General features: G+C 68.9%; 22 protein-coding genes and 2 tRNA genes. 11 read left to right on the plus strand and 13 right to left on the minus strand.

The features are described from left to right. Nucleotides 1-129: 129 nt before the first annotated feature. Nucleotides 130-1,326 carry a Gfo/Idh/MocA family protein gene (locus tag NBM05_RS05610; RefSeq protein WP_254165753.1) on the minus strand — a complete coding sequence of 399 codons (1,197 nt, stop codon included), beginning with the start codon at nt 1,324-1,326 and terminating at the stop codon, nt 130-132. A gap of 370 nt (nt 1,327-1,696) precedes the next feature. Here NBM05_RS05610 and NBM05_RS05615 point away from each other — a divergent pair, with 370 nt between their 5' ends. The 3 genes from NBM05_RS05615 to NBM05_RS05625 all read left to right on the plus strand — a co-directional run bounded on the left by NBM05_RS05615 (nt 1,697) and on the right by NBM05_RS05625 (nt 3,942). Next, nucleotides 1,697-2,683 (plus strand): LacI family DNA-binding transcriptional regulator, encoded by a 987-nt coding sequence (locus NBM05_RS05615; protein WP_254165754.1) that lies wholly within the window; start codon nt 1,697-1,699, stop codon nt 2,681-2,683. A gap of 165 nt (nt 2,684-2,848) precedes the next feature. After that, complete coding sequence (locus tag NBM05_RS05620) at nt 2,849-3,238, plus strand: hypothetical protein (protein ID WP_254165755.1); 390 nt, start codon at nt 2,849-2,851, stop codon at nt 3,236-3,238. Then, entirely contained in the window at nt 3,235-3,942 is a 708-nt protein-coding gene (locus tag NBM05_RS05625) for an RES domain-containing protein (RefSeq protein WP_254165756.1), read from the plus strand. Before NBM05_RS05620 ends, NBM05_RS05625 begins: the two co-directional genes overlap by 4 nt. Before the next feature lie 106 nt (nt 3,943-4,048). Here NBM05_RS05625 and NBM05_RS05630 read toward each other — a convergent pair. The 9 genes from NBM05_RS05630 to dnaA all read right to left on the minus strand — a co-directional run bounded on the left by NBM05_RS05630 (nt 4,049) and on the right by dnaA (nt 15,703). Next, nucleotides 4,049-4,124 (minus strand) — tRNA-Ala (locus tag NBM05_RS05630). A 148-nt stretch (nt 4,125-4,272) separates the two neighbouring features. Beyond that, nucleotides 4,273-4,346 (minus strand) — tRNA-Ile (locus NBM05_RS05635). A gap of 241 nt (nt 4,347-4,587) precedes the next feature. Further along, a complete protein-coding gene (locus tag NBM05_RS15615; protein ID WP_254165757.1) occupies nt 4,588-5,214 on the minus strand; it encodes a DUF3566 domain-containing protein in 627 nt (208 codons plus the stop codon). Then, complete coding sequence (gene gyrA / locus NBM05_RS05645) at nt 5,211-7,880, minus strand: DNA gyrase subunit A (protein WP_373689298.1); 2,670 nt, start codon at nt 7,878-7,880, stop codon at nt 5,211-5,213. Before gyrA ends, NBM05_RS15615 begins: the two co-directional genes overlap by 4 nt. A gap of 91 nt (nt 7,881-7,971) precedes the next feature. Continuing rightward, nucleotides 7,972-10,002 (minus strand): DNA topoisomerase (ATP-hydrolyzing) subunit B, encoded by a 2,031-nt coding sequence (gene gyrB, locus NBM05_RS05650; RefSeq protein ID WP_254165758.1) that lies wholly within the window; start codon nt 10,000-10,002, stop codon nt 7,972-7,974. Between the two features lie 350 nt (nt 10,003-10,352). Then, on the minus strand, nt 10,353-11,063 hold the full coding sequence (locus NBM05_RS05655; RefSeq protein ID WP_254165759.1) for a DciA family protein: 711 nt from the start codon (nt 11,061-11,063) through the stop codon (nt 10,353-10,355). Continuing rightward, on the minus strand, nt 11,056-12,249 hold the full coding sequence (gene recF / locus NBM05_RS05660) for a DNA replication/repair protein RecF (protein ID WP_254165761.1): 1,194 nt from the start codon (nt 12,247-12,249) through the stop codon (nt 11,056-11,058). The genes NBM05_RS05655 and recF overlap by 8 nt, the downstream gene beginning before the upstream one ends. Before the next feature lie 9 nt (nt 12,250-12,258). Next, complete coding sequence (gene dnaN / locus NBM05_RS05665; RefSeq protein WP_254165762.1) at nt 12,259-13,383, minus strand: DNA polymerase III subunit beta; 1,125 nt, start codon at nt 13,381-13,383, stop codon at nt 12,259-12,261. 610 nt (nt 13,384-13,993) lie between these two features. Further along, entirely contained in the window at nt 13,994-15,703 is a 1,710-nt protein-coding gene (gene dnaA / locus NBM05_RS05670) for a chromosomal replication initiator protein DnaA (protein ID WP_254165763.1), read from the minus strand. A gap of 654 nt (nt 15,704-16,357) precedes the next feature. On the opposite strand from dnaA, the gene rpmH reads away from it, so the two are divergent. From rpmH to NBM05_RS05710, 8 genes are all read left to right on the plus strand, one after another. Continuing rightward, complete coding sequence (gene rpmH / locus NBM05_RS05675; RefSeq protein ID WP_254165764.1) at nt 16,358-16,495, plus strand: 50S ribosomal protein L34; 138 nt, start codon at nt 16,358-16,360, stop codon at nt 16,493-16,495. Between the two features lie 103 nt (nt 16,496-16,598). Beyond that, nucleotides 16,599-16,961: a ribonuclease P protein component gene (gene rnpA / locus NBM05_RS05680; protein WP_254165765.1), complete on the plus strand. Its 363-nt coding sequence runs from the start codon at nt 16,599-16,601 to the stop codon at nt 16,959-16,961. Then, nucleotides 16,958-17,383, plus strand: a complete 426-nt coding sequence (gene yidD / locus NBM05_RS05685; RefSeq protein ID WP_254165766.1) for a membrane protein insertion efficiency factor YidD — start codon at nt 16,958-16,960, stop codon at nt 17,381-17,383. The genes rnpA and yidD overlap by 4 nt, the downstream gene beginning before the upstream one ends. 28 nt (nt 17,384-17,411) lie before the next feature. Then, complete coding sequence (yidC, locus tag NBM05_RS05690; protein WP_254165767.1) at nt 17,412-18,383, plus strand: membrane protein insertase YidC; 972 nt, start codon at nt 17,412-17,414, stop codon at nt 18,381-18,383. A 260-nt stretch (nt 18,384-18,643) separates the two neighbouring features. Further along, entirely contained in the window at nt 18,644-19,297 is a 654-nt protein-coding gene (locus NBM05_RS05695) for a Jag family protein (protein WP_254165821.1), read from the plus strand. Next, complete coding sequence (rsmG, locus tag NBM05_RS05700) at nt 19,294-20,025, plus strand: 16S rRNA (guanine(527)-N(7))-methyltransferase RsmG (RefSeq protein ID WP_254165769.1); 732 nt, start codon at nt 19,294-19,296, stop codon at nt 20,023-20,025. The genes NBM05_RS05695 and rsmG overlap by 4 nt, the downstream gene beginning before the upstream one ends. Before the next feature lie 461 nt (nt 20,026-20,486). Beyond that, entirely contained in the window at nt 20,487-21,407 is a 921-nt protein-coding gene (locus NBM05_RS05705; protein ID WP_254165770.1) for a ParA family protein, read from the plus strand. A gap of 461 nt (nt 21,408-21,868) precedes the next feature. After that, entirely contained in the window at nt 21,869-23,428 is a 1,560-nt protein-coding gene (locus NBM05_RS05710) for a ParB/RepB/Spo0J family partition protein (RefSeq protein ID WP_444965569.1), read from the plus strand. 82 nt (nt 23,429-23,510) lie between these two features. Here the strand turns inward: NBM05_RS05710 and trxA are convergent, their stop codons facing one another. From trxA to NBM05_RS05725, 3 genes are all read right to left on the minus strand, one after another. Further along, on the minus strand, nt 23,511-23,837 hold the full coding sequence (gene trxA / locus NBM05_RS05715) for a thioredoxin (RefSeq protein WP_254165771.1): 327 nt from the start codon (nt 23,835-23,837) through the stop codon (nt 23,511-23,513). A 62-nt stretch (nt 23,838-23,899) separates the two neighbouring features. Further along, entirely contained in the window at nt 23,900-24,916 is a 1,017-nt protein-coding gene (gene trxB, locus NBM05_RS05720; protein ID WP_373689300.1) for a thioredoxin-disulfide reductase, read from the minus strand. Nucleotides 24,917-25,263: 347 nt separating this feature from the next. Then, a complete protein-coding gene (locus tag NBM05_RS05725; RefSeq protein ID WP_254165772.1) occupies nt 25,264-26,661 on the minus strand; it encodes a hypothetical protein in 1,398 nt (465 codons plus the stop codon). Between the last annotated feature and the right edge of the window lie 48 nt (nt 26,662-26,709).

Raw genomic sequence — 26,709 nt, forward strand, 5'->3', positions numbered from 1 at the left:
TGGGGGTGCGCTCTCGAGCGCGCGGCCGGTGTGCGCTCGGGAGCGCACGGATGGCCTGCGGGTCCTCGCGCACGCCGTGGACCGTCCCCGGGGCGCTCGCCGGACGTGCCGGCGGGCGCCCCGCGCGGGTCACGGCACGTGGACCGGCGCGGGCCGGGCCGAGGGCACCTCGACGCGGGTGCCGGCGCGGTGGGACTCGAGCGCCGCCCCGACGACGTTCATCATCTCGGTCGCCGTGGCGAAGTCGGTGTCCATGCGCTCCCCCGCCGAGACGGCCCGGAGGAACTGCTGGATCTCGGCGGTGAAGGCCTCGGCGTACCCGGTCCCGACGCCGGCGCCCGGCATGGCCGCGACGTCGGCGAAGTACGGGTGGGCCGGGCCCGTGAAGATCCGGCGGGGACCGTTGAAGGCGACGTCGTCGGCGTCGTTCTCGAAGAGGTGGAACTCGCCCGAGGAGATCGAGTCGAAGGAGCCGCTGCCGCGGGTGCCGATGACCTCGATGGTGAGCGCGTTGGGCGTGCCCGTGGCGATCCGGCTGAGCGCGATCTGCCCGACCGCCCCGTTGGCGAACCCCACGTTGAGCAGGGCGGTGTCGTCGTTGGTGACCGGGCCGGTGCGGTCCGAGGCCGAGGCGCCGTGGCCGATCGCGCCCCGGACCGGGAGCGGCCGCTCGGCGATCACGGTGCGCAGGACGGCGCTGTGCACCTCGCTGATGCCGCCGGCCACGAACTGCAGGGCGTCGATCGCGTGGGCCCCGATGTCCAGCAGCGCGCCCCCGCCGGACTGCTCCTGCGAGTAGCGCCAGGAGAGCGCCCCGGCGGGGTCGGCGGCGTAGTCGGCGTAGTAGGACCCGCGGACGGTGTGGACCTCGCCCAGCCGCCCCTCGGCGACCGCCTGCGCGAGCGCCGCCAGGCCGGGCAGGCGCCGGAAGGAGAAGCCGACGCCGGTGACGGCCGACGACGACTCGGCGAGCGCCTGCAGCGCGGCGGACTCCTCGGGGGTGCAGCCGATGGGCTTCTCCGCGAAGACGTGCTTGCCCGAGGCGATGACCTTCGGCAGGACCTCGGCGTGCAGGAAGTTGGGGAGCGCCACGCTGATGACGTCGACGTCGCTCGCGATCAGCGCCTCGACGTCGGCGGTCGCCTCCCGGAACCCGTAGCGGCGGGCGACCGACTCGGCGAGCTCGAGGTTCGGGTCCGCGATGGTCGCCAGCTCGACGTCGATCCGGGAGCCCACGGCCATCATGGCGTTGCGGTACCCGAAGGCGTGGGCCTGTCCGGCCATGCCGGCGCCGATCACGCCGATGCGGAGAGGGGTGGTGGTCATGGGAACTCCTGTTCTGGAAGTGGAAATGGGGGAGCTGTGGGAGATGTCAACTAGAGCGCTTCAGCTTGTTTCAGAGGCCGCCCCCTGTTCTCTCGACGAGTCCATCATCACGGACATTCCGCGTCGACGGACGCAGCGAGAGGCGCCCCTGCTGGCGCGATGCCGGGAACGCGCGGGTCAGTCGGCGAGCAAGCGCCTTCGAAGAGGCGACCGGGCGTCCGATCCCCGCCATGGCGGCCTCGCGACAGATTCGCGATGCATCGAAGCGGTCATCGGTGACCTCCCTCACGTGGGTGTTAGCTAGAATGTAGACTAGAACGCTCTAGTTTGTACAGTCAATAAGCGTAGGCAGTCAGAACGGGCGGTAACGATGAGAATCACCATGGAGGACGTGGCGAGCCGCGCGGGCGTCTCGCGCGCGCTCGTCTCCCTCGCCTACCGCGACCGCCCGGGGGTGAGCACCGAGACCCGGGACCGCATCCTCAGCGCCGGGCGCGAGCTGGGCTACGTCCCCAACCGCGTCGCGGCGCGCCTGGCCAGCCGCGGCGGCAACACCCTCGGCGTCTTCCTGCAGGACCTGCACAACGACCTCTTCGCCGACCTCTTCGAAGGGTCCCGCACCGTCGCGGACGGGGCCGGCAAGCAGCTGATGCTGGGCGTCGGGGCGCTGGACGGCGGCCGGGACGCCGAGGTGCTGGAGACCCTCGCCCAGAGCTGGGTCGACGTCGTCATCGCCTTCGGCCTCCAGATGCCCGACGCCGAGGTGCGGGAGATGGCCGAGCGGGTGCCCCTGGTGTGCGTCCTGCGGGGCGTCGCGGACATCGACAGCGTCGTCTCGGACAATCGCCACGGGGCCAGGGCGGCCACCCGGCACCTGATCGAGCTGGGGCATCGCGAGATCGCGTTCCTGGCGAACCCGCCGTCGGACGGCTACATGGACCGCCGCCACGGGTACGCCGAGACGATGACGGCGGCCGGACTGCGCCCCCGGGTGGTCGAGACCACCTACTCCCGCGAGACCGCCGCCGCGGACGCGGGCGCCCTGCTCGACGCCGGGGATCCCCCGACGGCGATCTTCGCCCACAACGACCAGGCGGCGATGGGCGTCCTGGACGCCCTCTTCCGCCGCGGGCTGACGCCCGGCCGCGAGGTCTCCGTCGTCGGGTACGACAACAGCTCCCCCAGCAAGGTGCCTGGCGTCGCGCTCACGAGCGTGGACGTCGACGGCGTCGCCCTGGGGCGCAGCGCGGCCGAGCTCGCCCTCCGCCGCATCGCCTCCCCCATGGCCCCCGCGGAGTGGCGGACCTCCTTCCCCACCCTGATGGTGCGCACGACGACGGGGCCGCCCCTCCCGTAGTTTCTGCAGAGGGCTCTTGGGGACGGCGAGCTCCGCTAGAAGCTGGACCCCATCCGATGAGAAGCACGACTAGCGACCCGCTGGAAGTTCACCCGATGTCATTTACTCCGATTTTTAGGATGTGATTTGCTGGTGATTGACGATGTCATCGACGATACTGGAGGCATGAGCACTTCAGCATCGCCCATCATGTCGTCCTATCTCGATTCCGTGCGGTTGAACGAAGCTGACCTCATCACGCGCCTCCTCGACTGCCTGGGAGGAAAGCTGACCGCCTACCTCGGCGGCGTGCGCGAGACCCGAGCCGTGCGCCAATGGGCGGAGGGAGTGCGGAAGCCATCTTCCGAGTCGATGGAGCGCCTGCGCCTGGCCTTCCAAGCAGCCGGCATGATCGTCGAGGCCGGAAATGCTCCTCAGGTGGTCCAGGCATGGTTCCAGGGGATGAATCCTCAGCTGGAGGACCGATCCCCCGCTCGCGTGATCCGCGAGGGCGACCCTCACGCCGTCGGACCCGAGGTGCTTGCGGCGGCACGCGCCTTCGCTCGGGTCGGATGAGGTTCCGCGAGCTCGCCCGGCACCCGGTCTGGCGCGTCGGCTACCGGCCGGATCCGTGGAGCTGGCCCGATTGGCGCTGGGCGGGTCCTTCCGGTCGGTTCAACGGACGGTGGGACGCCCTGGACCCGGGGCTCTACAGGACCCTTTATGCAGGTGATTCGCTGTTCTCGTGCTTGGTGGAGGTTCTCGCGCCCTTCCGACCCGACCCGGAGCTGGCAGGCGAAATGGGCCTGATCGTCGATGACGAGCCGACGATGAGCCGATCCTCGCCGAGCGGCACCCTGGATCTGGCGGCATGGCTCTCACCGCGGCAGGCGTCGACCGCCCGCCTGTCGGGAACCTACTGCAGGGTGACCGACTCGACGAGCGTCGCGGCTCTCTACGGCCGCTTCAGCCCCCGGGCCAGGCTCTACGGGCTCCCGGACTTCGATGCGTCGGCCCTCAAGATCGCGGAGCCTCGCCTGCTCACCCAGGAGATCTCCCAACACCTGTGGGAGGCGAAGAACGAGGATGAGGGCCATCTCTGCGATGGAGTGGAGTTCTCGTCGCGGCACGGGGACGACCTGCTTCTCTGGGCTGTCTACGAGCGCCCTGGAGATCCAGAGGTCTCTCCGTACGTCGTGAGCCCCCAGCAGGTGGCACTGGGCAGAGATCATCCGGAGTTGAGGCGAGCCCTGGCCCTCCTGGGCATCACGGCTGCATGAGGTAGGTGCACCTTCCACCCATCGGCCCTCATCGGGCGTCATCCATGGATCCTCTGAAACCACGAAAAAGCGACCCGGCAGATGCCGAGTCGCTTCTTCGTCACAATGGTGGAGGCGAGGGGACTCGAACCCCTAACCCTCTGCTTGCAAAGCAGATGCGCTACCAATTGCGCCACGCCCCCGTGGGTCAGTCGACCCGGTCCGTGGAGGCCTCCCACGTGGACCGGTTCTCCCGGACGTCCCTCAGCCGCCTGGCCGCCGAGAAGGCGAGGGCTCCCGCGATGATGATGGCGAGTGCTTTCTTCATCGGGTCCTCCTTGAGGGAATCGGTGGGCGTACCAGGAATTGAACCTGGGACCTCTTCGTTATCAGCGAAGCGCTCTAACCGTCTGAGCTATACGCCCTCGTGGCCTTGGACCGAGACTAGACTCTACACGATGCTCTCGGGAGAGCCAAACCGGGGATTCCGTGAGGTGCGGCACAGGACGTGCGGCGCCGCGCCCGGACGGCGCGCCCGGACGACGTCGCACACCCGCACGGTGGCGGGCCGCGGATCGCACGCCCCACGGCGTCGTCCCGCGACCCGCTGCCCCCGGCCGGATCCGATCCGTTCCGACCGAATCCGACCGGAGGCCGGCCGGCCGCTCAGTCGTCGGTCAGTGTGACCCCGATGCCGCCGACCAGCTTGGCCGCGACGTTGTAGAGGAACGCGGAGATGATCCCCAGCAGGGTCATGAGCACCACGTTCAGCACCGAGAGGATGGTCGCGTACACGGCTACCTGACCCAGCGAGAGGTAGTCAGTGATCTCGATGCCGCTGCCCTGGCTCGAGAGCATCGACAGCACCTCGTTGATGCCGTTGAACACCCCCGTGACCTCGAAGACCAGCCACAGGATCACGGTGGCCACCACGGTCACGATGCCCACGGCCACCGAGAGCAGGAAGACCAGCTTGGCGATCGACCAGAGGTCGACCCGAGCGATCGTCAGGTGCGCGCGGCGCACCTTGGAACGGGGCGCCGGGCGCACGAGGGGCCGGCCCCCGGTCGCCTTGCGCGGCGCGGACCCCTTGCCCGACCCGCCGGTGGACTTCCCCGCCCCCGCAGGAGCCTTGCCGGACCCAGAAGGTCCCCGGCCGGACCCGCCGGCGGACGTTCCCGCCGCACCGGCGCCCTGGGACCCCGAGGCGGACGCCCTGCCCGCCGACGCGGATCCCTCGACGCCGGCCGCGGAGGCCTGACCCGCCGAGGAATTCGGTGTGTTGCTGCTCACGCGTTACCTCCGTGTGCTGGCGTGCCGGACTCCTCCGGTGCATCGATTCGTTCAGTCTCGTGACCCAACGGTACTTCATCGTCCGGATTGATGACCTCCACCGCGCCGCCCTCCGCGACCGGCTGCCCCTCGTCGACGCCCTTGTCCTGGTTCCGGGCGATCGAGAGGATGCGGTCGTTCTTGGCGGGCTTCACGAAGATGACGCCCATCGTGTCACGCCCCTTGGCCGGGACCTCCGCGACGTTGGAGCGGGCCACCTTGCCGGACTGCATGACGACGAGGACCTCGTCGTCGGCGCCCACGATCAGGCCACCCACCAGCTCGCCGCGGTCCTCGACCAGCTTGGCGACCTTGATGCCCAGCCCGCCGCGGCCCTGCACGCGGTACTCGTCGACCTTGGTCCGCTTGGCGTAACCGCCCTCGGTGACCACGAAGACGTACGAGTCGTCGTGGACCACGCTCGCGGCCAGCAGCTCGTCGCCGTCGCGGAACTTCATGCCCGTGACGCCCGACGTCGCGCGGCCCATCGGGCGCAGCGCGTCGTCGCTCGCCGTGAAGCGCAGGGACATGCCCTTGCGGGAGATGAGCAGCAGGTCGTCGTCGGAGGAGGCCAGCTGCGCCGAGATCAGCTCGTCGTCGTCGCGCAGGTTCACGGCGATGACGCCGGCGGTGCGGTTGGTGTCGTAGTCGCTCAGGCGCGACTTCTTGACCAGGCCGTGCTTGGTGGCCAGCACCAGGTACGGGGCGTCCTCGTAGGTCCGCAGCGCCATGACCCGGGCGATGGTCTCGTCGGGCTGGAAGGCCAGCAGGTTGGCCACGTGCTGCCCCTTGGCGTCGCGGCCGGCCTCGATCAGCTCGTAGGCCTTGGTCCGGTACACCCGCCCGAAGTTGGTGAAGAACAGGATCCAGTTGTGGGTCGTGGTCACCACCAGGTGCTCGACGACGTCGTCCCCGCGCAGCTGCGCCCCACGGATCCCCTTGCCGCCGCGGTGCTGCGAGCGGTACTGGTCGATCCGGGTGCGCTTGACGTAGCCGCCGCGCGTGATCGTGACGACCATGTCCTCCTCGGGGATCAGGTCCTCGATCGACATGTCGCCGTCGTAGCCCATGAGGATCTGGGTGCGGCGGTCGTCGCCGAAGCGGTGCACCAGCTCCCGCAGCTCCTCCGAGATGATCTGGCGCTGGCGCTCCTCGGAGGCGATGATCGCCTTGTACTCCTCGATCTGGCGCATGAGCTCGTCGTGCCGGTCCTGGATCTTCTGGCGCTCCAGGGCGGCCAGGCGGCGCAGCTGCATGTTGAGGATCGCCTGGGCCTGGGCCTCGTCGATCTCGAGGAACCCCATGAGCCCGGTGCGGGCCTCGTCGGCGGTCGGGGAGGCGCGGATCAGCTGGATGACCTCGTCCAGGGCGTCCAGGGCCTTGAGCAGGCCGCGCAGGATGTGGGCCTCCTCCTCCGCCTGGCGCAGCCGGAAGCGCGTGCGCCGGACGATGACCTCCATCTGGTGCGTCACCCAGTGGCGCACGAAGGCGTCGAGCGAGAGCGTGCGCGGCACGCCGTCCACGATCGCCAGCATGTTGGCGGAGAAGTTGTCCTGCAGCTGGGTGTGCTTGTACAGGTTGTTGAGCACGACCTTGGCCACGGCGTCGCGCTTGAGCACGATCACCAGGCGCTGGCCGGTGCGGCCCGAGGTCTCATCGCGGATGTCCGCGATGCCGGTGATCCGGCCGTCCTTGATCAGGTCCGCGATCTTGATGGCCAGGTTGTCCGGGTTGGCCTGGTAGGGCAGCTCGGTGACCACCAGGCAGGTGCGGCCCTGGATCTCCTCGACGTCGACGACGGCCCGCATCGTGATCGAGCCGCGGCCGGTCCGGTACGCCTCCTCGATGCCCTTGTGGCCGAGGATCTGCGCGCCCGTGGGGAAGTCGGGGCCCTTGATCCGCGCGATCAGCGCGTTGAGCAGCTCCTCGTTGCTGGCCTCGTGGTTCTCCAGGTACCACTGGACGCCCTCGGCGACCTCGCGCAGGTTGTGCGGCGGGATGTTGGTGGCCATGCCCACCGCGATGCCCGAGGAGCCGTTGACCAGCAGGTTGGGGAACCGCGCGGGGAGCACGGTGGGCTCCTGGTTCTTGCCGTCGTAGTTGTCCTGGAAGTCCACGGTGTCCTCGTGGATGTCCCGGACCATCTCCATGGCCAGCGGCGCCATCTTGCACTCGGTGTACCGCGGGGCCGCGGCGCCGTCGTTGCCCGGGGAGCCGAAGTTGCCCTGGCCCAGCGCGAGCGGGTAGCGCATGATCCAGTTCTGGATGAGGCGTACGAGGGTGTCGTAGATCGCGGAGTCGCCGTGCGGGTGGTACTGGCCCATGACCTCGCCGACGACGCGGGCGCACTTGTTGAACGAGCGGTCCGGGCGGTAGCCGCCGTCGTGCATCGCGTAGATGACGCGGCGGTGGACCGGCTTCAGGCCGTCGCGCACGTCGGGGAGCGCGCGGCCGACGATCACGGCCATCGCGTAGTCGAGGTAGGAGCGCTGCATCTCCGTCTGGAGGTCCACGTGCTCCACGCGGTCGGTCATCACGGGGGTGCCCTCGAGGTCGCCGCCGAGGACCTCGCCCTCGAGGGGCTGTCCGTCCCGGGGTTCGTTGGTCGAGCCGTTGTCGTCACTCATGCTGTCTGCCTGTCCCGTCCTGCTGATAATCGTGCGGCGCCCGAGGGTGCCTCATCGGGAATATTCACATCCCGGAATATGAACTGGTCCCTCAGATGTCGAGGAAGCGGATGTCCTTCGCGTTGCGCTGGATGAACTCGCGGCGGGACTCGACGTCCTCGCCCATGAGCACCGAGAAGACCTGGTCGGCCGCGGCGGCGTCGTCCATGGTCACCTGCAGCAGCGTGCGGTGGTCGGGGTCCATGGTGGTGTCCCACAGCTCGGTGTAGTCCATCTCGCCGAGGCCCTTGTAGCGCTGGATGCCGTTGTCCTTGGGCAGGCGCTGGTTGTTGGCCAGCCCGCGGGCCACGACCTGGTCGCGCTCGGCGTCGGAGTAGACGTAGTCGTGCGAGGCGTTGGACCACTTGATCCGGTACAGCGGGGGCTGGGCGAGGTAGACGTAGCCGGCCTCGATCAGCGGCCGCATGAAGCGGAACAGCAGCGTCAGCAGCAGCGTGGTGATGTGCTGGCCGTCGACGTCGGCGTCGGCCATGAGCACGATCTTGTGGTACCGCGCCTTCTCGATCCGGAACTCGTCGCCGATCCCGGCGCCGAAGGCCGTGATCATCGACTGGACCTCGGCGTTGGACAGCGCCCGGTCCAGGCGGGCGCGCTCGACGTTGAGGATCTTGCCGCGCAGGGGCAGGATCGCCTGGCGTTCCGGATCCCGGCCCTGGACCGCCGAGCCGCCCGCGGAGTCGCCCTCCACGAGGTAGATCTCGGAGATCTCGGGGTTCTTGGACGAGCAGTCCTTGAGCTTGCCCGGCATGCCGCCGGACTCCAGGAGGCCCTTGCGGCGGGTGGTCTCGCGGGCCTTGCGGGCCGCCATGCGCGCCTGGGCCGCGGTGATCGAGCGGCGCACGATCGCCTTGGCCTCGTTGGGGTTGCGCTCCAGCCAGTCCCCCAGCTGGTCCCAGACCTCGCGCTGGACGAAGGTCTTGACCTCCGAGTTGCCGAGCTTGGTCTTGGTCTGGCCCTCGAACTGCGGCTCGGAGATCTTCACCGAGATGACGGCGGTCAGGCCCTCGCGGACGTCGTCGCCGGTGAGGTTCTCGTCCTTCTCGCGCAGGAGCTTGTTGTCCCGGGCGTAGCGGTTGACCAGCGAGGTCAGGGCCGTGCGGAAACCCTCCTCGTGGGTGCCGCCCTCGTGGGTGTTGATGGTGTTGGCGTAGGTGTGCACCGACTCGCGGTAGGACTCGGTCCACTGCATCGCGAGCTCGAGCGAGAGCATGCGCTCGGTGTCCTCGGTCTCGAAGGCGATGACGTCCTCGTGGATGACCGTGGTCTTGAGGCTGGAGTTGAGGAACTTCACGTAGTCCAGCAGGCCGTGGTCGTACTGGTAGACGACCGAGCGGAAGCCCTCCGCGGTGGTCGACTCGTGGTTGAGGCTGAACTCCTTGGGCTTCTTCCGCTCCTCGGTCACCTCGTCCTCGAAGTCCACCGAGGTGCGCTCGTCGGTCAGCGTGATCCGCAGGCCCTTGTTGAGGAAGGCCATCTGCTGGAACCGGGCGCGCAGGGTCTCGTAGTCGAAGTCGGTCGTCTCGAAGATCGAGGGGTCCGGATAGAAGACCTGGGTCGTGCCGGTCACCGAGGTCTCGCGGCCCTGGGACAGCTCACGGTCGGTGACGCCGCCGTCGCGGAAGGAGATGCTCCACTCGTGGCCCTGGCGGCGCACGGTGGTGTCCACGCGGGTGGACAGCGCGTTGACCACGGAGATGCCGACGCCGTGCAGGCCGCCGGAGACCGCGTACCCGCCGCCGCCGAACTTGCCGCCGGCGTGCAGCACGGTCATGACCACCTCGACGGTGGGCTTGTTCTCGGTGGGGTGCAGGTCCACGGGGATGCCGCGGCCGTTGTCCACCACCTTGAGGCCGCCGTCGGCCTGGATGGTGATCTCGATGTGGTCGCAGTATCCGGCCAGGGCCTCGTCGACCGAGTTGTCGACAACTTCGTAGACGAGGTGGTGCAGGCCGCGCTCACCGGTGGACCCGATGTACATGCCGGGGCGCTTGCGGACCGCCTCGAGCCCCTCGAGGACGGTGATGTCGCTCGCGCCGTATTCGTGCTTCTCTTCCGCTGCCACTTTGAGGTTTCAGCTCCTTGCTTCCGGACGTCCGTGGACCCCGGTCCGAGTGGGCGCACTCCCCTGACGCGCTCGGCGGACGGGCCGCGAGCCGCAGGGAGAGGAGAACGCGATGTTTGACCTCCCCTCATTCTACCGGACGCGGGGCGTTAAAAGGGTCACAGCGGGCTCTCTGTGAGCGTTCGAACGAGGTCGATGTGGCGCTCACAGGTCTGTCGAGGCCCTTCAGGGCCTCCCGACCCCCCGCCGTGTGGGTGCACCCCAAACGAGGGCCGAGCACCAGAGAGCGGATTCTGGACGCTCCGGCCGAAGCCCGACGCCGCCCCGCCGGACGGGCCGCGCCGCGCCCCTCAGCCGTAGGTGTCCCGCGGACCCCGGCCCCCGGGCGCGACCCGGCGGCCCTTCTTCCACGAGGGCACCGACGGTCCCAGGACGCTGATCTTGGTGACGATCCCGTGCCCCAGCTCGCGCTCGAAGGTCTGCATCAGCTGCGGGATCATGGTGCGCAGCACGGTCGCGTAGTTGGTCGAGTCGCAGCGGATCGTGACCTCGGAGTTCTCGAAGTGCTCCGGGGAGGTGTGCGCCGCGAGCGCGGGGCCGACGAGGTCGCCCCACCGGGCGAGCACGCTGCCCACCGCGACCGGTTCCTTCCACCCGCGCGAGGCGATCATGTGGCCCATGACCGACCCCAGGCCCTGGGGATCCCTCGAGGACTTGCCCGGGCCGCTGTAACCGCCCAGGATCCGAGGGTCCCAGCCCTCCTCGCGCCACCGGTTCTTCTTGGCCTGGCCCGGCTCGGCGGAGACGACCTCGCCGAACTCGCGGATGACCTTCTTGGCCGCGTTGCCGGTCAGCCGCCCCTCACCGCGCGCCACCGCCGCGCTGCGCAGGCGCTGGAGCAGCGAGGCCGGCGCATCCACCTCGTCGTGCTCCAGCTCCCGGCGCCGCTGCCGCTCGGCGGGCGTCTCGGCAGCCGGCCCGACGCCGCCGTGCCCGCCCGGACCGGACCGGCCGCCCTCCGCGTCGGGGAGCCGGCGCGGGTCCTCGGGCCCCTCACCCATCCCGGGCGCCGGTCCTCTCCTCGACCGCCACGGCCTCCCCCGGCCTGACGCGCACGACCCGGCGGACGACGTCGAGCTCGTCCGGCAGGTCCTCCTCGACGGCGCAGGTCACCAGCACCTGCTCGGCGTCGGTCACGATCCGCGCGAGGCGGGCGCGGCGGACGGCGTCGAGCTCGGCGAAGACGTCGTCGAGGATCAGGATCGGGGAGGCCCCGGGCACGTCCCCGGCGTCGGCCCGGTGGACGTACCAGGAGCCCAGCCGCAGGGCGAGCGCGTAGGACCAGGTCTCCCCTTGGGAGGCGTAGCCGCGCGCCGGGATCCCGCCGAGCATCAGGGCCAGCTCGTCGCGGTGGGGGCCGACGAGGCTCATGCCCCGGTCCAGCTCGTCCTCGGCGCGCTCCTCGATCGCGCTGGTCAGCATGTCCGAGAGCTCCGGAAGGGTGAGGGCCGCGAGCGCCGACATGTCCGAGGCCTCGCGCCGGCCCAGCGTGCTCGACTCGTAGACGAAGCCGAGCTCCTTGCCGCCGTCGGTCAGCTGGCCGTAGGCGCGGTCCGCCTCCGGCAGCAGCTCGGCCAGCACCTGGAACCGGGCCTGCAGGAGGCGGGCGCCGAGGTTCACGAGCTGGCCGTTCCAGACCTCGAGGGTCGCGCGCTCGTCCTCGCCGGCGCGCCGGGTGCGGCGCATGGACTTCAGCAGGGCGTTGCGCTGGCGCAGCACGCGCTCGTAGTCGGCGCGGTACCCGGCCACCACGGGACGCAGGGAGACCGCGAGGTCGTCCAGGAAGCGGCGCCGCGCGGCCGGCTCGCCCTTGACGAGCGCGAGGTCCTCCGGCGAGAACAGCACCGTCTGGCAGATCCCGAGGGCCTCCCGGACCCGCACCGGTGCGGCCCGGTTGATCCGGACGCGGTTGGCCTTGCCGGGGGTGACCTCGAGCTCCATCGTGGTCTGCTGGTGCGCCCGCACCACCCGGGTCCGGATGTAGGCGCGGTCGTTGCCGACCTTGACCAGCGGCGCGTCGTTGCTGACCCGGTGCGAGGACAGGTTGGCGCAGTAGTCGATGGCCTCGACGATGTTGGTCTTGCCCACGCCGTTGGGACCCACCAGGACCGTCAGCCCCGGGGCGAGCCCGAGGTCCAGGAACCCGTAGGTCCTGAACCCCATGAGCGAGAGGTGATCGACGTACAACCGCGGCCCCTACTGCTGCGGGAGGCGCACGGGCATCAGCAGGTAGCGGTACTCCCGGTTCTCGTCGCCGTCGGGCTCCTGCTGGGCGGAGAGCACCGCGGGCTTGGGCGGCGTCGTGAAGGAGAACCGCACGTAGTCGCTGCCGAAGGCGTGCAGCCCCTCGCTGAGGTAGACCGGGTTGAAGGCGACCGTGATGTCGTCGCCGGTGAGCTGGGCGCCGAGGACCTCGTTGGCCTGGGCGTCCTCGCCCGTGCCGGCGTCGAGCGCCAGCTGGCCCTGCGAGAAGGCGAGGCGGACCGGGGTGTTCCGCTCGGCCACGAGCGAGACGCGGCGCACGGCCTCGACCAGCTCGGAGGTGCGCACGACGGCGTGGATCGGCGTCTGCTCGGGGAAGAGCGAGCGGATCTTCGGGTAGTCGCCGTCGACCAGCAGGCTCGTGGTCCGGCGGCCGCCGGACTCGAAGCCGACGAGCTCGTGGGCGTCCGAGAGGGCGATCTTCAGCTGCCCCGCGTTGCCGAGGGTCTTGGCGACCTCGTTCAGGGTCTTGGCCTTGATGAGGGCCGCGGTGGAGATCTGCGGGTCGGCCGGGTCCCAGCTCAGCTCGCGCATCGCGAGCCGGTAGCGGTCCGTGGCCAGCAGGGTCATGGTGGGGCCCTCGATCTCGACGCGGACGCCGGTCAGGATCGGCAGGGTGTCGTCCTTGCTGGCGGCGATGATGACCTGCGAGACGGCCTGGGCGAAGGCCGCGCCGTCGGCCGTGCCCGAGACCTCGGGCAGACCGGGCAGCTCCGGGTAGTCGGAGACCGGCATCGCCGCGAGGTTGAACTTGGCGGGGCCGCAGCTGAGGTAGACCTTCGAGTCGTGGGTCTGGAAGTCCACCGGCGCCGAGGGCAGCGAGCGGCAGATGTCCGCGAGGAGGCGGCCGGAGACCAGGGTCTCCCCGTCCTCGAAGACCTCGGCGGCGATCTTCAGCTTGGCCGAGGTCTCGTAGTCGAAGCTCGCGATGGAGACCTCGTTGTTCTCCGCCTTGATGAGCAGCCCGGAGAGGACCGGTACGGGCGGGCGGGGCGAGAGGGAGCGGGCGGTCCAGGTGACGGCCTCGGCGAGCACGTCTCGGTCAACTGAGAATTTCACGTCTGCGAAGTCCCTCTCTGCGGGTCTGGGGGCGAGTGCTTCGGATCTGGTGTCAGCTTACCGGAGCGCTCCTCGTCATCGATCTTCTGTAATTACAGGTGTCCCGTCCTCCCGGGGCCGCGCAGCGGGCCTCAGGGACCCTGCCGGCAGGCTCGGCGGACGAGATGAATAGTTATTCGGAATGATCTCTTTAAAGGACAGGAGTGTTAATAACCCGTGTGGATACTGTGGATAACCCACGTTTGCCCTGCCGGCGCGCACTTTGGCCTGTAGACAGATTGTGATTTAACGACGCCGCTTCGGTGGGCGGCGTGTGGAGCCGCGATCCGCTGATTTCCTGTAATTCACAGATGACGTCGATTCGTCCACCGCGGACCCCTGGTTATCCCCGGCGGCTCCACAGGTGGGTCCACACCCCCGTGAATCGGCGTTACGGCGGCCGCTGAAGCCTGGGGAGAGGGGCTCCCCGAGCCTCGATCCGGCCTGCATCTTGCCTTGTAGGACGCCGTCTCCTCCGGTCTGCGTCGTCCCGGGTGGGGGGGTGTCGTCTCCCCCGGCCGTACGACGCTGTGCCCTCCCCCGGAACGCGGCGCCGTGCGACGTCGTCGGCTCAGCCGTCCCGGTGCTGCTGCTTGATCCGGTTGGTGAGCTCGGTGACCTGGTTGAAGATGTTGCGCCGCTCGGCCATGAGCTTCCGGATCTTCCGGTCCGCGTGCATCACGGTGGTGTGGTCGCGCCCGCCGAGCTCCTGCCCGATCTTCGGCAGCGACATGTCGGTCAGCTCCCGCAGCAGGTACATGGCGATCTGGCGCGCGGTGACCAGCGTCCGGTTGCGCGACTTGCTCCGCAGCTCCTCGAGGGTCACCTCGAAGTAGCCGGCGGTCTGCCCCAGGATCGTCGAGGCGGTGATCTCGGAGATCCCCTCCTCCGTGATGAGGTCCTTGAGCACCAGCTCCGCGAGCGGCAGGTCCATGCGCTGCTTGTTCAGGGAGGCGTAGGCCGTGACGCGGGTCAGGGCCCCCTCGAGCTCGCGGATGTTGGTGGTGATGTGCGTGGCGATGTACTCCATGACGTCGCTCGGCGCATCCAGGTTCTCGCTCTGGGCCTTCTTCCGCAGGATCGCGATGCGCGTCTCCAGCTCGGGCGGCTGCACATCGGTGATCAGGCCCCACTCGAAGCGGGAGCGCATCCGCTCGGCGAAGCCCGTCAGCTGCTTGGGCGGCAGGTCGGAGGTGATGACCACCTGCTTCTCGTGGTTGTGCAGCGCGTTGAAGGTGTGGAAGAACTCCTCCTGCGTGTGCTCCTTGCCCGCCAGGAACTGGATGTCGTCGATCAGCAGCAGGTCCACGTTGCGGTAGATCTGCTTGAAGCTCGAACCCTCGTCGTCGCGGATGGAGTTGATGAAATCGTTGGTGAACTCCTCCGAGTTCACGTACCGCACGCGCATCTCCGGGTACATCCGCTTGGTGTAGTGGCCGATCGCGTGCAGCAGGTGCGTCTTCCCCAGGCCGGAGTCGCCGTAGATGAACAGCGGGTTATATGCCTTCGCCGGGGACTCCGAGACGGCGAACGCCGCGGCGTGGGCGAAGCGGTTGGACTGGCCGATGACGAAGGTGTCGAAGACGTAGCTGTTGTTGAGGCGGGCGGTGCTCTCCCACTCGGCCTCGCCGCCGGTCCGGGAGGATGCCGTTTCCGGAATATCTCGGGCGGCCGGGGGCGGCGTCGTGCGGGGGGCGGGCAGGCGCACCTCGGGCGCGGTGCGGTCGGCGACGACCGAGAACTCCTGGTCGGACGGCACGTGCAGGGCCGACGGCGCGGAGGTCGCGTAGCCCCTCTCGGCCTCGAGCTCGTCGATCGGGGGGAGGCCGGAGTCGTGGGCCTCGGGCTCCGCGGCGCGCTGAGGGGCGGCGGGTGCCGGGCTCGGGTACGAGTGCGGCTCGGAGCGGGCGCCGGTGGGAACCCGCGGGGCCGTCGCGGGTGCCGGGGCCGCCGCCTCGGGCGACGACGTCGCACCGGCCGGCTGCGTCCGGGGAGGCGCGCTGGGGGCGGTCATGTCCGGGTCGATCACGAACGCCTCGATCGTGTCCGAGGAGAAGAACCGCGAGAGGGCGTCCTTGAACGCCCCCGTGATGTCCCGCTGGAAGACGTCGCGGGTCAGGTCGTTGGGGACGGCGATGATCAGGGTGTTGCCGAACAGGCCCTGGGGCTGGGCCATGCGGAGGAAGGCCTTGTTGCGGCGCGAGACGTTCTCGTTGGCGTGCAGGTCCGTGATGCACGCGTCCCATCGGGACTGGATCTCTTCGTTCCCCTGAACGCTCACGGTTCTCCTCGCTGTCGGATGCGGTGTCGGCGATGGCGGCCCACCACGGCCGACGACGGCGCCGCGGCGGTGGTTTCCACGGGCTGTACCCATCCTGTCCACATGGTTGTGCACAGGATCGCCCCTTGTGGATAACTACGGGGGCACCCGTTCAGCTTAGGCCATGAACGGGGCGCTCTGCCCCTAGATCTCGCGGGTTCCTGTAATCACAGGACTGTAGTTCCCCGGCATCCCGGGGGTGCGGTCGGCATAAATGTCGTTAAAATTATCCACAGATGGGGGTTGCGTCATCCCCACAGGTTGTTGACGAGCCGATCGGGGTGTGCGGTGGGTCTCGGCGCCCCTCGATCTCTTCCGCTGGCACCCGGGGGCGGTGGACCTGGCCGGGGTGCGGGAGTGTGGCGCCCGTCCGATTTCCGTCCCGGGGCGGATTGCGACTTGACCCGGCGATCCGGACTCTCTTAGAGTTGATGAGTCGTTTATTCGGCGAAGTGCGCCCTGCGCCAGGAGATGTTCCTGAGCCGAGCAGGATGCGGAACCGGCTCAGGCCGGGCCTCGCCGGATGGATGTCGTAAGGCAACGCGTCAACCTGCAAGATTCCTCTGAGGTCTTAGGCCAAGGGTTGCGCCCGAACCAATCGTCTTGGAGTAACCAGTGAGCAAGCGGACTTTTCAGCCGAATAACCGCCGTCGTGCCAAGAAGCACGGCTTCCGTCTTCGTATGCGCACCCGCGCCGGCCGCGCCATCCTGGCGCACCGCCGGTCCAAGGGCCGCGCCACGGTCTCGGCCTGACGCAGCATCCCTGCCTGGGACTGATCGACTCCTCGCACGGCGCCTGACACAGCGCTCGCACCGGGGATCGGCGATCCCGGTCGACGCCTGAAGGAGCCGTCACGTGCTGGCACAGCAGCACCGGATGCGGACCTCGGTCCAATTCTCTGAAACTACACGTTCCGGCGCCCGCAGCGGGCGCCGGAACTTAGTTCTATATGCGCACCTGACGGACGAATCCTCCCCCAGCCTCGGCGGCTTCATCGTCTCCAAGGCGGTGGGCAACGCCGTCGTGCGCAACAGGGTCAAGCGGCGCCTGCGGGAGCTGGCCGCCGTGACCCTGGCCGAGTCCCCCACGGGACTCGACCTCGTGGTCCGCGCCCTTCCCCCGGCCTCCGACGCCGGCTGGCAGGACCTCCGCGAGGAGTACCGCGGAGCCCTCAGGACCGCGCTGCGCAAGGCGCGAGCCAGGGCGGAGGGCCGATGACCCACGACGCCGGCCCCCTCCACGGCCCCGCAGCGGCCGCGGCCCCCTCGCACGGCGACCCCCTCGACGGGGCGCCGACCGAGTACGTGCATCCCCTCACTCCGGGCCTGGCCGTGTGGACGCTGCCGCAGAACCTGGCCATCGCCTTCCTGCGGCTCTACCGCCGCCTGGTCTCCCCGCTCTACGGGGACGTGTGCCGCCACTTCCCCACCTGCTCCGCCTACGCGCTGGAGGCCTTCACCACCCACGGGGCCGTGAGGGGCCTGGCCCTGACCGTGAGACGATTGTTGAAGTGCCACCCGTGGGCCACGGGCGGGGTCGATCCGGTGCCGCCCGGCTCGCGCCGTTTCGAGCCGCACTCCGAACCCAGAATTTTGCTGTTGAACCATCCGCCGCTCGCGGATTCAGAACACGCCCCGTGAGCCTCAGGGGCTAGGAGCCGATTTTCGCATGAACTTCCTCGACATCATCTTGTGGCCCTTCAAATGGATCGTCTCCGCGGTCCTCTGGGTCTTCCACAACCTCTTCGAGGCGGTGGGCATGGATCCCACCTCCGGGTGGACCTGGGTGCTGGCCATCATCGGCCTGACCCTGGTCATGAGGACGCTGACCATCCCGCTGTTCGTCAAGCAGATCAAGTCCATGCGCGGCATGCAGGAGCTGCAGCCGGAGATGGCCAAGATCCAGGCCAAGTACAAGGGCAAGAAGGACCAGCTCTCCCGCCAGGCCCAGGCGCAGGAGCAGATGGCCCTGTACAAGAGGACCGGCGCCAACCCATTCTCCTCGTGCCTGCCGATCATCGTCCAGATGCCGATCTTCTTCGGCCTCTTCCACGTGCTCAACGGCGTCCCCAGCGCGGCCGCGAACGACGAGGGCATCCTGCTGCTGACGCCGCAGATGATCCACCAGTTCAACGACGCCTACGTGCTCGGCGCCCCGCTGTTCTCGACCCTGCTGCGCCCGGGCGACGGCAACCACGCCGCGACCATCGCGATGGCGATCATCATGATCGTCCTGATGTCCGGCACGCAGTTCTTCACCCAGAAGCAGCTCATGGCCAAGAACATGAGCGAGCAGGCCAAGCAGTCGCCGATGTACCGCCAGCAGCAGATGCTGGTCTACATCTTCCCCGTGATCTTCGCGGTCGGCGGCATCAACTTCCCCCTCGGCGTCCTCGTCTACTGGACCATCTCCAACTTCTGGACGATGGGCCAGCAGTGGTGGGTCATCCGCAACAACCCGACCCCGGGATCCGACGCGGAGAGGGAGCTCAACGAGCGTCGGGCGGCCAAGGGCCTGCCCCCTCGCGGCAAGAGCAAGGAGGAGCACGAGGCCGAGCTGGAGGTCCAGCGGGAGAAGGCCCGCGGCGGCCAGCGCCAGCAGCCCGTGAGCAGGCAGCGCAACAAGAAGAAGAAGCGCTAGTCGGAGGCGGCCGGTCATCGAGGGAGATGACCGGCCGGTTCGCTACGATCCCCGGTCGGACCCACCGCGCAGCCGGCGCGGGCACGAGGAGAGCACCCATGCCAGAAGAACACGAGACGATGAGCGGCGAGGCCTTCGAGCGCGAGGACGCGGCGTCGGGCGCCCCCGCCTCGCGCGCCGCGGACGAGCGGCCGGTGGCGGACGAGTCGGCCGCGAATGGGCGGCCGGCCGCGGACGAGCCGGCCGCGAGCGAGCAGCCCGTGGCGAGCGAGCAGCCGGCGGCGGACGGGCAGTCCGCTGACGGGCAGTCGTCGGACGAGCGGGCCGCGGACGGAGCCGCTTCCGGGTCCGAGGCCGCCGCGGCGTCGTCCTCGGAGCCGACGCCGGCCGGGTCCGCCGGGGAATCCGCCCCTGCCGAGGAGGACGAGAGCGAGATCGCGGCCGACTACCTCGAGGAGCTGCTCGACATCGCCGACCTGGACGGCGACATCGACATCGAGATCCGCCAGAACCGCACCTACCTCTCGGTCGTGGCCGAGGGCGACGCCGAGGAGGAGCTGTCCCTGCTGGTCGGCCGCCACGGCGAGGTCCTCGACGCGCTGCAGGAGCTCGTGCGGCTCGCCGTCCTGGCGGCGACGGGCCACCGCTCGCGCCTGATCCTGGACGTCGCGGGGCACCGCGAGCAGCGGGAGGGTGAGCTGAAGGTGCTCGCCGAGAAGGCGCTGGAGTCGGTCCGAACCACCGGGGAGCCCTACCACCTGAAGCCCCTCGGGTCCTACGAGCGGAAGATGGTGCACGACATCGTCGCCGAGCACGGGATGCACTCGGCCTCCGAGGGGGAGGGCTCGCGTCGGCACATCGTCGTCTCGCCGTACCAGGCCCCCGTCGAGGACCGTTCCGGAGCCGACGCATGAGCGCCCGGGAGCACCGCGCGGGTGCGGATGCACGGCAGGCCGCAGACGCCGACGTCGCCGCCTCCCCCGGCGTGGACGGGCACGATGCCGCCCCGGCGGCCCCCGAGCTCTCAGACGGCGAGCTGCGGGCCGCCGAGGAGGTCTTCGGCGACCGCCTGGACCTCGCTCGACGCTACGTGGAGCACCTGGCCACCAGCGGCATCGAGCGCGGTCTCATCGGGCCCCGCGAGGTGCCTCGTCTGTGGACCCGGCACGTGCTGAACTGCGCCGTCGTGCAGGAGCTCATCCCGCAGGGGGCACGGCTCGCGGACGTGGGCTCAGGCGCGGGGCTTCCGGGCCTGTGCCTGGCGATCGCCCGGCCCGACCTGGACATCACCCTGATCGAGCCCCTCGAGCGGCGCGTCATCTGGCTGGACGAGGTCATCGAGGACCTCGGCTTGGACAACGTGGGGATCCTGCGCTCGCGCGGGGAGCAGGCCGTGGGGCAGATCGACGTCGACGTCGTGACCGCCCGGGCCGTCTCCGCCCTGGTGGGTCTGGTGGACATCACCCTCCCGCTACTCCGTGGCACGGGCCAGCTGCTCGCCCTCAAGGGGCGGACGGCCGAGGAGGAGATCCAGAAGGCCCAGAAGAAGCTCGACCGGTACGGGGTCCGCGAGGCCGCGATCCTCCAGGCCGGGCAGGAGCTGCTGGAGGAGCCGACGACGGTGGTCCGCGTCGTCCTCTGACGCTGGCGTGGTTCTCCCTGGTGCCGCCCGATCTGCCTCGTCCGGCCCGGGCGGTGCGGGCGCGGGGGGCTCTGTGCTCGGGGACCGGTGCCCGCAGGGGGATCGCGTGCGGCGTTCCGCGCGCGACGGCGGGTGGGCCGCGCGGCGCGATGCGCGGCCTGTGGGGGGAGGGCGATGGGCGACCATCACCCCGCGGGGTCCGGGCGCGGTGGCCTTCCCGTCCGGGACGCCTCTTCGGGGTTGGAAGATCGCCCTGTTCTCCGGTCCAAGACGTCCGAGTTCGGCCGACCCCACCGGGTAGTCTGGGGGAGAAGAATGCACTTCACTCACCGGAGAGCGATGGATCGGAAAATGCCATGAGACGTGTTCTGGACGTCGGCCTGCCCCCAAATCCCATTGATCAACCCGGGAAAGTTGTCCCGGATGCATGCACCCGTGTTTCACGTGAAACATTGGAACTGATGACCCCCGTGCTGGAGACGTCCTCCGGCATGGTCGAAACACCTGTGATGAGAGAGCTGATGAACGAGAAGAAGCGGTGGAAGAGGCTGGCCCAACAGAATGTGGCTGCTCCCGAGGAGACGCGCATCTTCACGATCAGCAATCAGAAGGGCGGCGTCGGCAAGACGAGCACGGCCGTGAACCTCGCGGCCGCGATGGCCGAGCGGGGGTTGGAGACGCTGGTCATCGACATCGATCCCCAGGGGAACGCATCGACGGCCCTCAACATCGATCACGGCCTGGACGTACCGTCGACCTACGACATCCTCATCGAGGGGACGTCGATGGCGGAGATCGTCAAGGCGTGCCCCGATATCTCCCGTCTCTCATGCGTACCGGCGAACATCGACCTGGCCGGAGCGGAGATCGAGCTCGTGTCCCAGGTGGCTCGTGAGCAGCGCCTGAATCGGGCGCTCCAGGAGTACACGGAGTACCGAGAGCGCGAGGGGCTTCCCCGGCTCGACTACGTCTTCATCGACTGCCCTCCGTCCCTGGGCCTGCTGACCATCAACGCCTTCGTGGCGGCCAGGGAAGTGCTCATCCCCATCCAGAGCGAGTACTACGCTCTCGAGGGGCTGAGCCAGCTTCTGAACAACATCGAGATGGTCAAGAAGCACCTCAACTCAACTCTCCACGTGAGCACCATTCTGCTCACGATGTACGACGGACGGACCAATCTCGCCTCTCAGGTGGCGGACGAGGTACGTCAGCACTTCCCGGAGGAGGTGCTGGAAGCGCTCATTCCACGTTCGGTCCGCATCTCCGAGGCGCCCAGCTACCAGCAGACCGTGCTGAGCTACGACCCCCACTCAAGCGGTGCCCTGGCCTACCTGGAGGCGGCCGTGGAGATCGCACAGCGGAGCCGCACGCTCGCCTCCTGACTGAGGCCCCCGTAGGAGCCCGTGGGGGCGCTCCAGCGAGGACTCGAGACGTGCGAGGGGTCTTCATCAGCCGCGGCCGCAGACGTTCGTCTCCGAGGGGTGCGACGAGATCTGAGCCCCTCTCGCTACTGTGCGCGGAAGCGTGAAGTCGTCGATTTCTCGTCATGTTTCACGTGAAACGCGATGGAGGTCGGGTGGAGGCGGAGCGGTGGACGAGTGCTCGGGAAGTGTTCCGAGCACCGCATCGCATTCATCGTCACCAGTAGCAATGGGTCGACAATTGAGCCGTTTCACGTGAAACGGCCACTTGACTCTCCCTCCCAGGTGGGGGCGGGCATGCTTTCGGTCGCCTTGCACTTCGATGGCATTCTCCGGAGAAGCGTCACAACGTGCATGAGGCAGGTTCTTCTCGCCGCACCCACTAGACTGAAGACACGGATCGACTGTCTAGCGTAGGAGCAATTGTGGCGGAACGTCGTAGAGGACTGGGGCGTGGACTTGGTGCGCTCATTCCATCATCACCCGAGCTCGAGGAATCTCAGACTGCAGTGGCGGGTGGGACCGACAGCCTCTTCGACGCGGATGCTGGCACTGACGTTTCACGTGAAACAGAGGAGACCCCAGCGGCCACCCCCTCGAAGCGTGGAAAGACGACATCGGCTAAGAGTTCGGGCTCACGGCGCACGCCTCAGACCTCGACCAAAGACGCCTCCGGTTCGCCCGCAGAGGGGAAGCGCGAACTCAACGACTCCTCCATTGACGCCACCGCGGCCAATGACCCAGCTGCCTCATCAAAGCAGAAAGCTATCAAAGCAACCCCTAGAAACCGTCCTTCGTCGTCCAAGTCATCGAAATCGCGTGACGAAGTGACCAGCTCCACCTCAGCGTCCAAGAGCTCAGCAGCTGCGACGAAGCGAGCGGATATGGGGGCCGCCCTGCGCAAGAGCGGGACAGGACGACGCCCCGTGGACTTCTTCTTCCAGCCGAGCGAACCGGCGAGCCCTGCGGATGTCGAGGCCGTCGAAGCCGATTCCTCTTCAGCTTCCTCGATGCAGAGCGAACTTCCCGTATCCAGAGGAACGACTGCCTCAGCCGCGGATCCGGCGTCGACCACGTCGGCGTCCGTCGGCGGCGATGTTTCACGTGAAACGAGCGCAGATCAGTCGGTGTCTGACAACGGTTCCGAGAACCTCGTCTCGGTTCCCGGCGCGCACTTCGGCGAGATCGGGGTGCATGACATCCACCCTAACCGCAAGCAGCCGCGGCAGGACTTCGACGAGGACGAGATGGAGGAGCTGGTTCACTCCATCCGCGAGATCGGGGTGCTTCAGCCGATCGTCGTTCGACGCAGCCGCGAAGAGGGGGATGCGCCCTACGAGCTCGTCATGGGCGAGCGACGCTGGCGGGCATCCCAGCGGGCGGAGATCGCAACCATCCCCGCCATCGTCCGGGACACTCAGGACGTCGATCTGCTGCGCGATGCGCTGCTGGAGAACCTGCACCGCAGTCAGCTGAATCCGCTGGAGGAGGCCGCCGCATATCAGCAGCTACTCCACGAGTTCGGCACCACCCAGGAGGAACTCGCGCGGCGCATCGGTCGTTCGCGCCCGCAGATCAGCAACACCATCCGACTCCTGCGACTGCCCGCGCTGGTGCAGCGCCGGGTGGCTGCGGGCATTCTCTCCGCGGGACACGCTCGTGCGCTCCTGGTGCTCGAGGACCCGGCCGCCATCGAGCGCTTGGCGCAGCGCATCGTGGCGGAAGGCCTATCGGTGCGAGCGGTCGAAGAGATCGCGCAGGCTGGCGAGGGGGAGAAAAAGCCCAAGGAGCGTAAGGCAACCCCCTCCAATCGTCATCATGAGCGCCTCGACTACATTGCGGACGCGTTCGCCGACAAGCTGGACACCAGCGTCAAGATCAATCTCGGGGCCCGGAAGGGTAGGATGACGATCGAGTTCGCCTCGGTGGACGATCTGAACCGCATCATCTCCGTCCTCGACCCGAAGATCGAGCGGGACTGATCTCCCGGGACCACGAAAAGGCCCGCCCCGTTTCACGTGAAACGGGGCGGGCCTTTCTCGTGGGACTCGACGAGAGGAGGTGTCAGCCGAGGAAGTCGGCGAACTCCTTCTCGAGTGCCGCCTTGGGCTTCGCTCCCACAGAGGTCTTGGCGACCTCCCCGTCCTTGAAGACGTAGATGGCCGGGATCGAGGTGATTCCGTACTTGGCGGCGGTCTCACCGTTCTCGTCGACGTTCAGCTTCACGACGTCGACCGACTCGGCGTGCTCCTCGGCGATCTGGTCGAGGATCGGGCCGACCATGCGGCACGGACCGCACCACTCGGCCCAGAAGTCGACGATGACCGGGCGGTCGCTCTTCAGGACGTCCTCTTCGAAGGACGCGTCGGTGACGGCTTTGGCGTTGCTCATGGTGTTTTCCTTTCCTGAGCGTCTGGGGATGAGAGGGTCTGAGGGCCCGGACGGCCGGAGGGTCAGAGGGACTCGAGGTAGTGCTGCGCGTCGATGGCGGCGACGCAGCCGGAACCGGCGGCCGTGATGGCCTGTCGGTAGGTGGGGTCCACGACGTCGCCCGCTGCGAAGACTCCGGGCAGCGCCGTCTTGGAGGACCGCCCGTGGACGGCGATCGTACCGTCGGGGGTCAGCTCCAGCTGCTCCCGGACGAGGTCGGTCCGGGGGTCGGAGCCGATGGCCACGAACAGCCCCTCGACCTCCAGGCGCTGGGTCACCCCCGAGCGCAGGTTCTCGATCTGGAGGGCCTCCGTCTTCTGCTCGCCCTCGATGCCCACGACCGCGGAATCCCAGACGAAGGTGATCTTGGGGTGGTTGAGGGCCCGCTCCTGCATGATCTCCGAGGCGCGGAGGGTGTCCCGCCGGTGGATCACGGTGACGGAGGAGGCGAAGTTGGTCAGGAAGAGGGCCTCCTCGAGGGCCGAGTCGCCGCCGCCCACGACGGCGATGGGCTTCTCCTTAAAGAAGAAACCGTCGCAGGTTGCGCACCAGCTGACACCGTGCCCGGACAGCCTCTTCTCGTCCTCGAGTCCGAGCTTGCGGTACTCGGAGCCGGTGGAGAGGATGACGGACTTGGCCAGGGTGACCGAACCGTCGTCGAGCACGATCTTCTTGACCTCGCCGGAGAGGTCGACCTGGGCCACGTCCTCGTAGCGGACGTCGGCGCCGAAGCGCTCGGCCTGCTGCTGCATGTTGGCCATGAGCTCGGGGCCCTGGATGCCCTCGATGAAGCCCGGGTAGTTCTCCACCTCGGTCGTGGTCATCAGGTCGCCACCCGCCGCCACGGAACTGGCGAAGACCACGGGCTTGAGGTTGGCGCGGGCCGTGTACACGGCGGCCGTGTACCCGGCGGGGCCCGAGCCGACGATCACGACGTCGTGGACGGTCGCGTCGCCCTCCTGCTCGGCTCGCGGCGCGGGCTCGCTCTGCTGCAGATTGATGAGCGGGGCGGAGGCCGCGGAGAACACGCTGTCGGTCAAGGGTCACCTTTCGGTCGTGGCCGTCGCCGGCCGAGGAGGCACGCCGACCCTGGGGGCGGCGCGGAGGTTTCTATGGGTGAGAACCGGTTCGCGGGGCATTATATTCCGGTACGCCCCGGGCGCGCCCGGAGCGCGCCCGCACGACTCCCTGCGGTGGAGAACCCTCCCAGAGGATCACCGGACGGTCGAGGGATCGCCTCACGGTCAGAGGCCGTGGACGACGCGTCCGAGAGGGACGCAACTGGAAGCGGATGCGGGCCGGGAGGGCCACAACCGGAACCGGAGGGCGGGCCCGCCGAGGCGAGCCGGGATCGGAACGGCCCCGGAACCCCGGGCCGCCCCCGGCGTCACTCCACGGAGATGTCGTTGATGCGCAGCCCGTAGGAGTAGCCGGCGATCGGCTCGCTGAGCTGGGCCGCCTGGGTGAAGTAGACGATGACGTAGGAGGCGTCCTCGGAGCTGGCCTGATCGGACAGGTCCACGGTGGTTGAGGGTCCGTCGAGGGTCCCGGTGCCCGCCTCCGTCGCGCCCTCGATGCTGGGGGAGTCGCTCGTGTACACGGTGAACTGGCCGCCCGTCCCGCCGTCCTGGCCCACCGTGACGCTCGAGACCTCGCTGGGCTGCTGCAGCTCGACCGCCAGGCCGACGCCGGGCACCAGGTTGCCGAAGGAGGCCGAGGAGAATCCGTAGCTGCTCCAGGAGGTCGAGGGGTCGCCGTCGGTCGCCAGTCCCAGCGTGCCGTCCTGGTCCCCCATGAAGCCGACGTTGCCGGGCACCACGCGGCTGATCCCGGAGATCTCCGGGGAGCCCGCGCCGCCGGTGGGCGAGGGCGAGGCGCTGGCGGAGGGCGACGACGTCGGCCCCTCCGGCGCGGAGCTGACCGTGCCGCTGGGGGAGGGATCCGCGAACCCGGCCACGAGGGAGCCGAGGCGCGTGAAGCCGAAGATCGCGAGGCCGACCAGCAGGACCACCACCACGACCGCGGTGATCCACAGGCCGCCGCCCGCGCGTCGCCGCCGGGGCCGCTCCTCCTCGTCCTCGTACTGGACGCCCGGGATGAAGTCCTCCTCCTCGGGCTCGTAGCGGTTGTCGCCGTCGTAGCCCGCGTCCAGCCCCTGGAAGGCTGACGCCGCGCCGGCCGCGCCCGCCACGCCCGCGGTCCCGCCGGAGGCGTCCGACGCCGCTCGGTCGAAGAGGGTCCCGTCGCTCGAGCCCGCACGGGGCTGGCGCTGCGCGGGCGGCTCCTCGCCGAAGGCCTCGTAGTCCGCCTCGGACCACTCCTGGACCGCCGGCATGGGCCCGGTGTCCCCCGAGCGCCCCGAGACCGCGCTCTGGGGCGAGGTGTCGGTGCCGAGCTGCTCGTAGTCGGCGTCGGTGGCCGCCGTGCTGGAGCCGAAGATCTCGGTGCCGAGACCCTCGGGGTCCTCGGGCTCGAAGTCCTCGGTGAGCAGGAGGTCCAGGAGCTCGTTGGCGGGGGCGTGGGAGGTGATCAGGTAGGTGACGTCCTCGGACTGCCCCAGGTCCAGGATCTGGAGGTTGCCGGCCCGCGGGCCCGCGGCGACCTCGCGCGCGTGCTCGATGAGCAGGTCGCTGTGCGCCGCGCTCGCCACGAGGATCGAGACCCGGCGCCCCAGCACCTGATCCCGCCCCTCCAGGACCTGGTCCTGGGCGGCGGTGGCCACCACCTGGGTGGTCACCTTGTAGCGCCCGCCGAGGACGGCGCCTAGCTGAATGGCCTGCGTCACGAGCCCTCCCACGCTGATTACGGTCGATGTCTGCTGTCGATGATACCG

Origin of the sequence: Rothia santali (assembly GCF_024199905.1) — a bacterium.
GTDB classification, from domain to species: Bacteria; Actinomycetota; Actinomycetes; order Actinomycetales; family Micrococcaceae; genus Rothia; species Rothia santali.

Excerpts from the sequence above, each read along its gene's own strand:
- NBM05_RS05610 (WP_254165753.1), bottom strand. The coding sequence starts at position 1,326 with ATGACCACCACCCCTCTCCGCATCGGCGTGATCGGCGCCGGCATGGCC.
- NBM05_RS05615 (WP_254165754.1), top strand. The coding sequence starts at position 1,697 with ATGAGAATCACCATGGAGGACGTGGCGAGCCGCGCGGGCGTCTCGCGC.
- NBM05_RS05620 (WP_254165755.1), top strand. The coding sequence starts at position 2,849 with ATGAGCACTTCAGCATCGCCCATCATGTCGTCCTATCTCGATTCCGTG.
- NBM05_RS05625 (WP_254165756.1), top strand. The coding sequence starts at position 3,235 with ATGAGGTTCCGCGAGCTCGCCCGGCACCCGGTCTGGCGCGTCGGCTAC.
- gyrA (WP_373689298.1), bottom strand. The coding sequence starts at position 7,880 with ATGAGTGACGACAACGGCTCGACCAACGAACCCCGGGACGGACAGCCC.
- NBM05_RS05655 (WP_254165759.1), bottom strand. The coding sequence starts at position 11,063 with ATGGGTGAGGGGCCCGAGGACCCGCGCCGGCTCCCCGACGCGGAGGGC.
- yidD (WP_254165766.1), top strand. The coding sequence starts at position 16,958 with ATGACCCACGACGCCGGCCCCCTCCACGGCCCCGCAGCGGCCGCGGCC.
- yidC (WP_254165767.1), top strand. The coding sequence starts at position 17,412 with ATGAACTTCCTCGACATCATCTTGTGGCCCTTCAAATGGATCGTCTCC.
- rsmG (WP_254165769.1), top strand. The coding sequence starts at position 19,294 with ATGAGCGCCCGGGAGCACCGCGCGGGTGCGGATGCACGGCAGGCCGCA.
- NBM05_RS05705 (WP_254165770.1), top strand. The coding sequence starts at position 20,487 with ATGACCCCCGTGCTGGAGACGTCCTCCGGCATGGTCGAAACACCTGTG.
- trxA (WP_254165771.1), bottom strand. The coding sequence starts at position 23,837 with ATGAGCAACGCCAAAGCCGTCACCGACGCGTCCTTCGAAGAGGACGTC.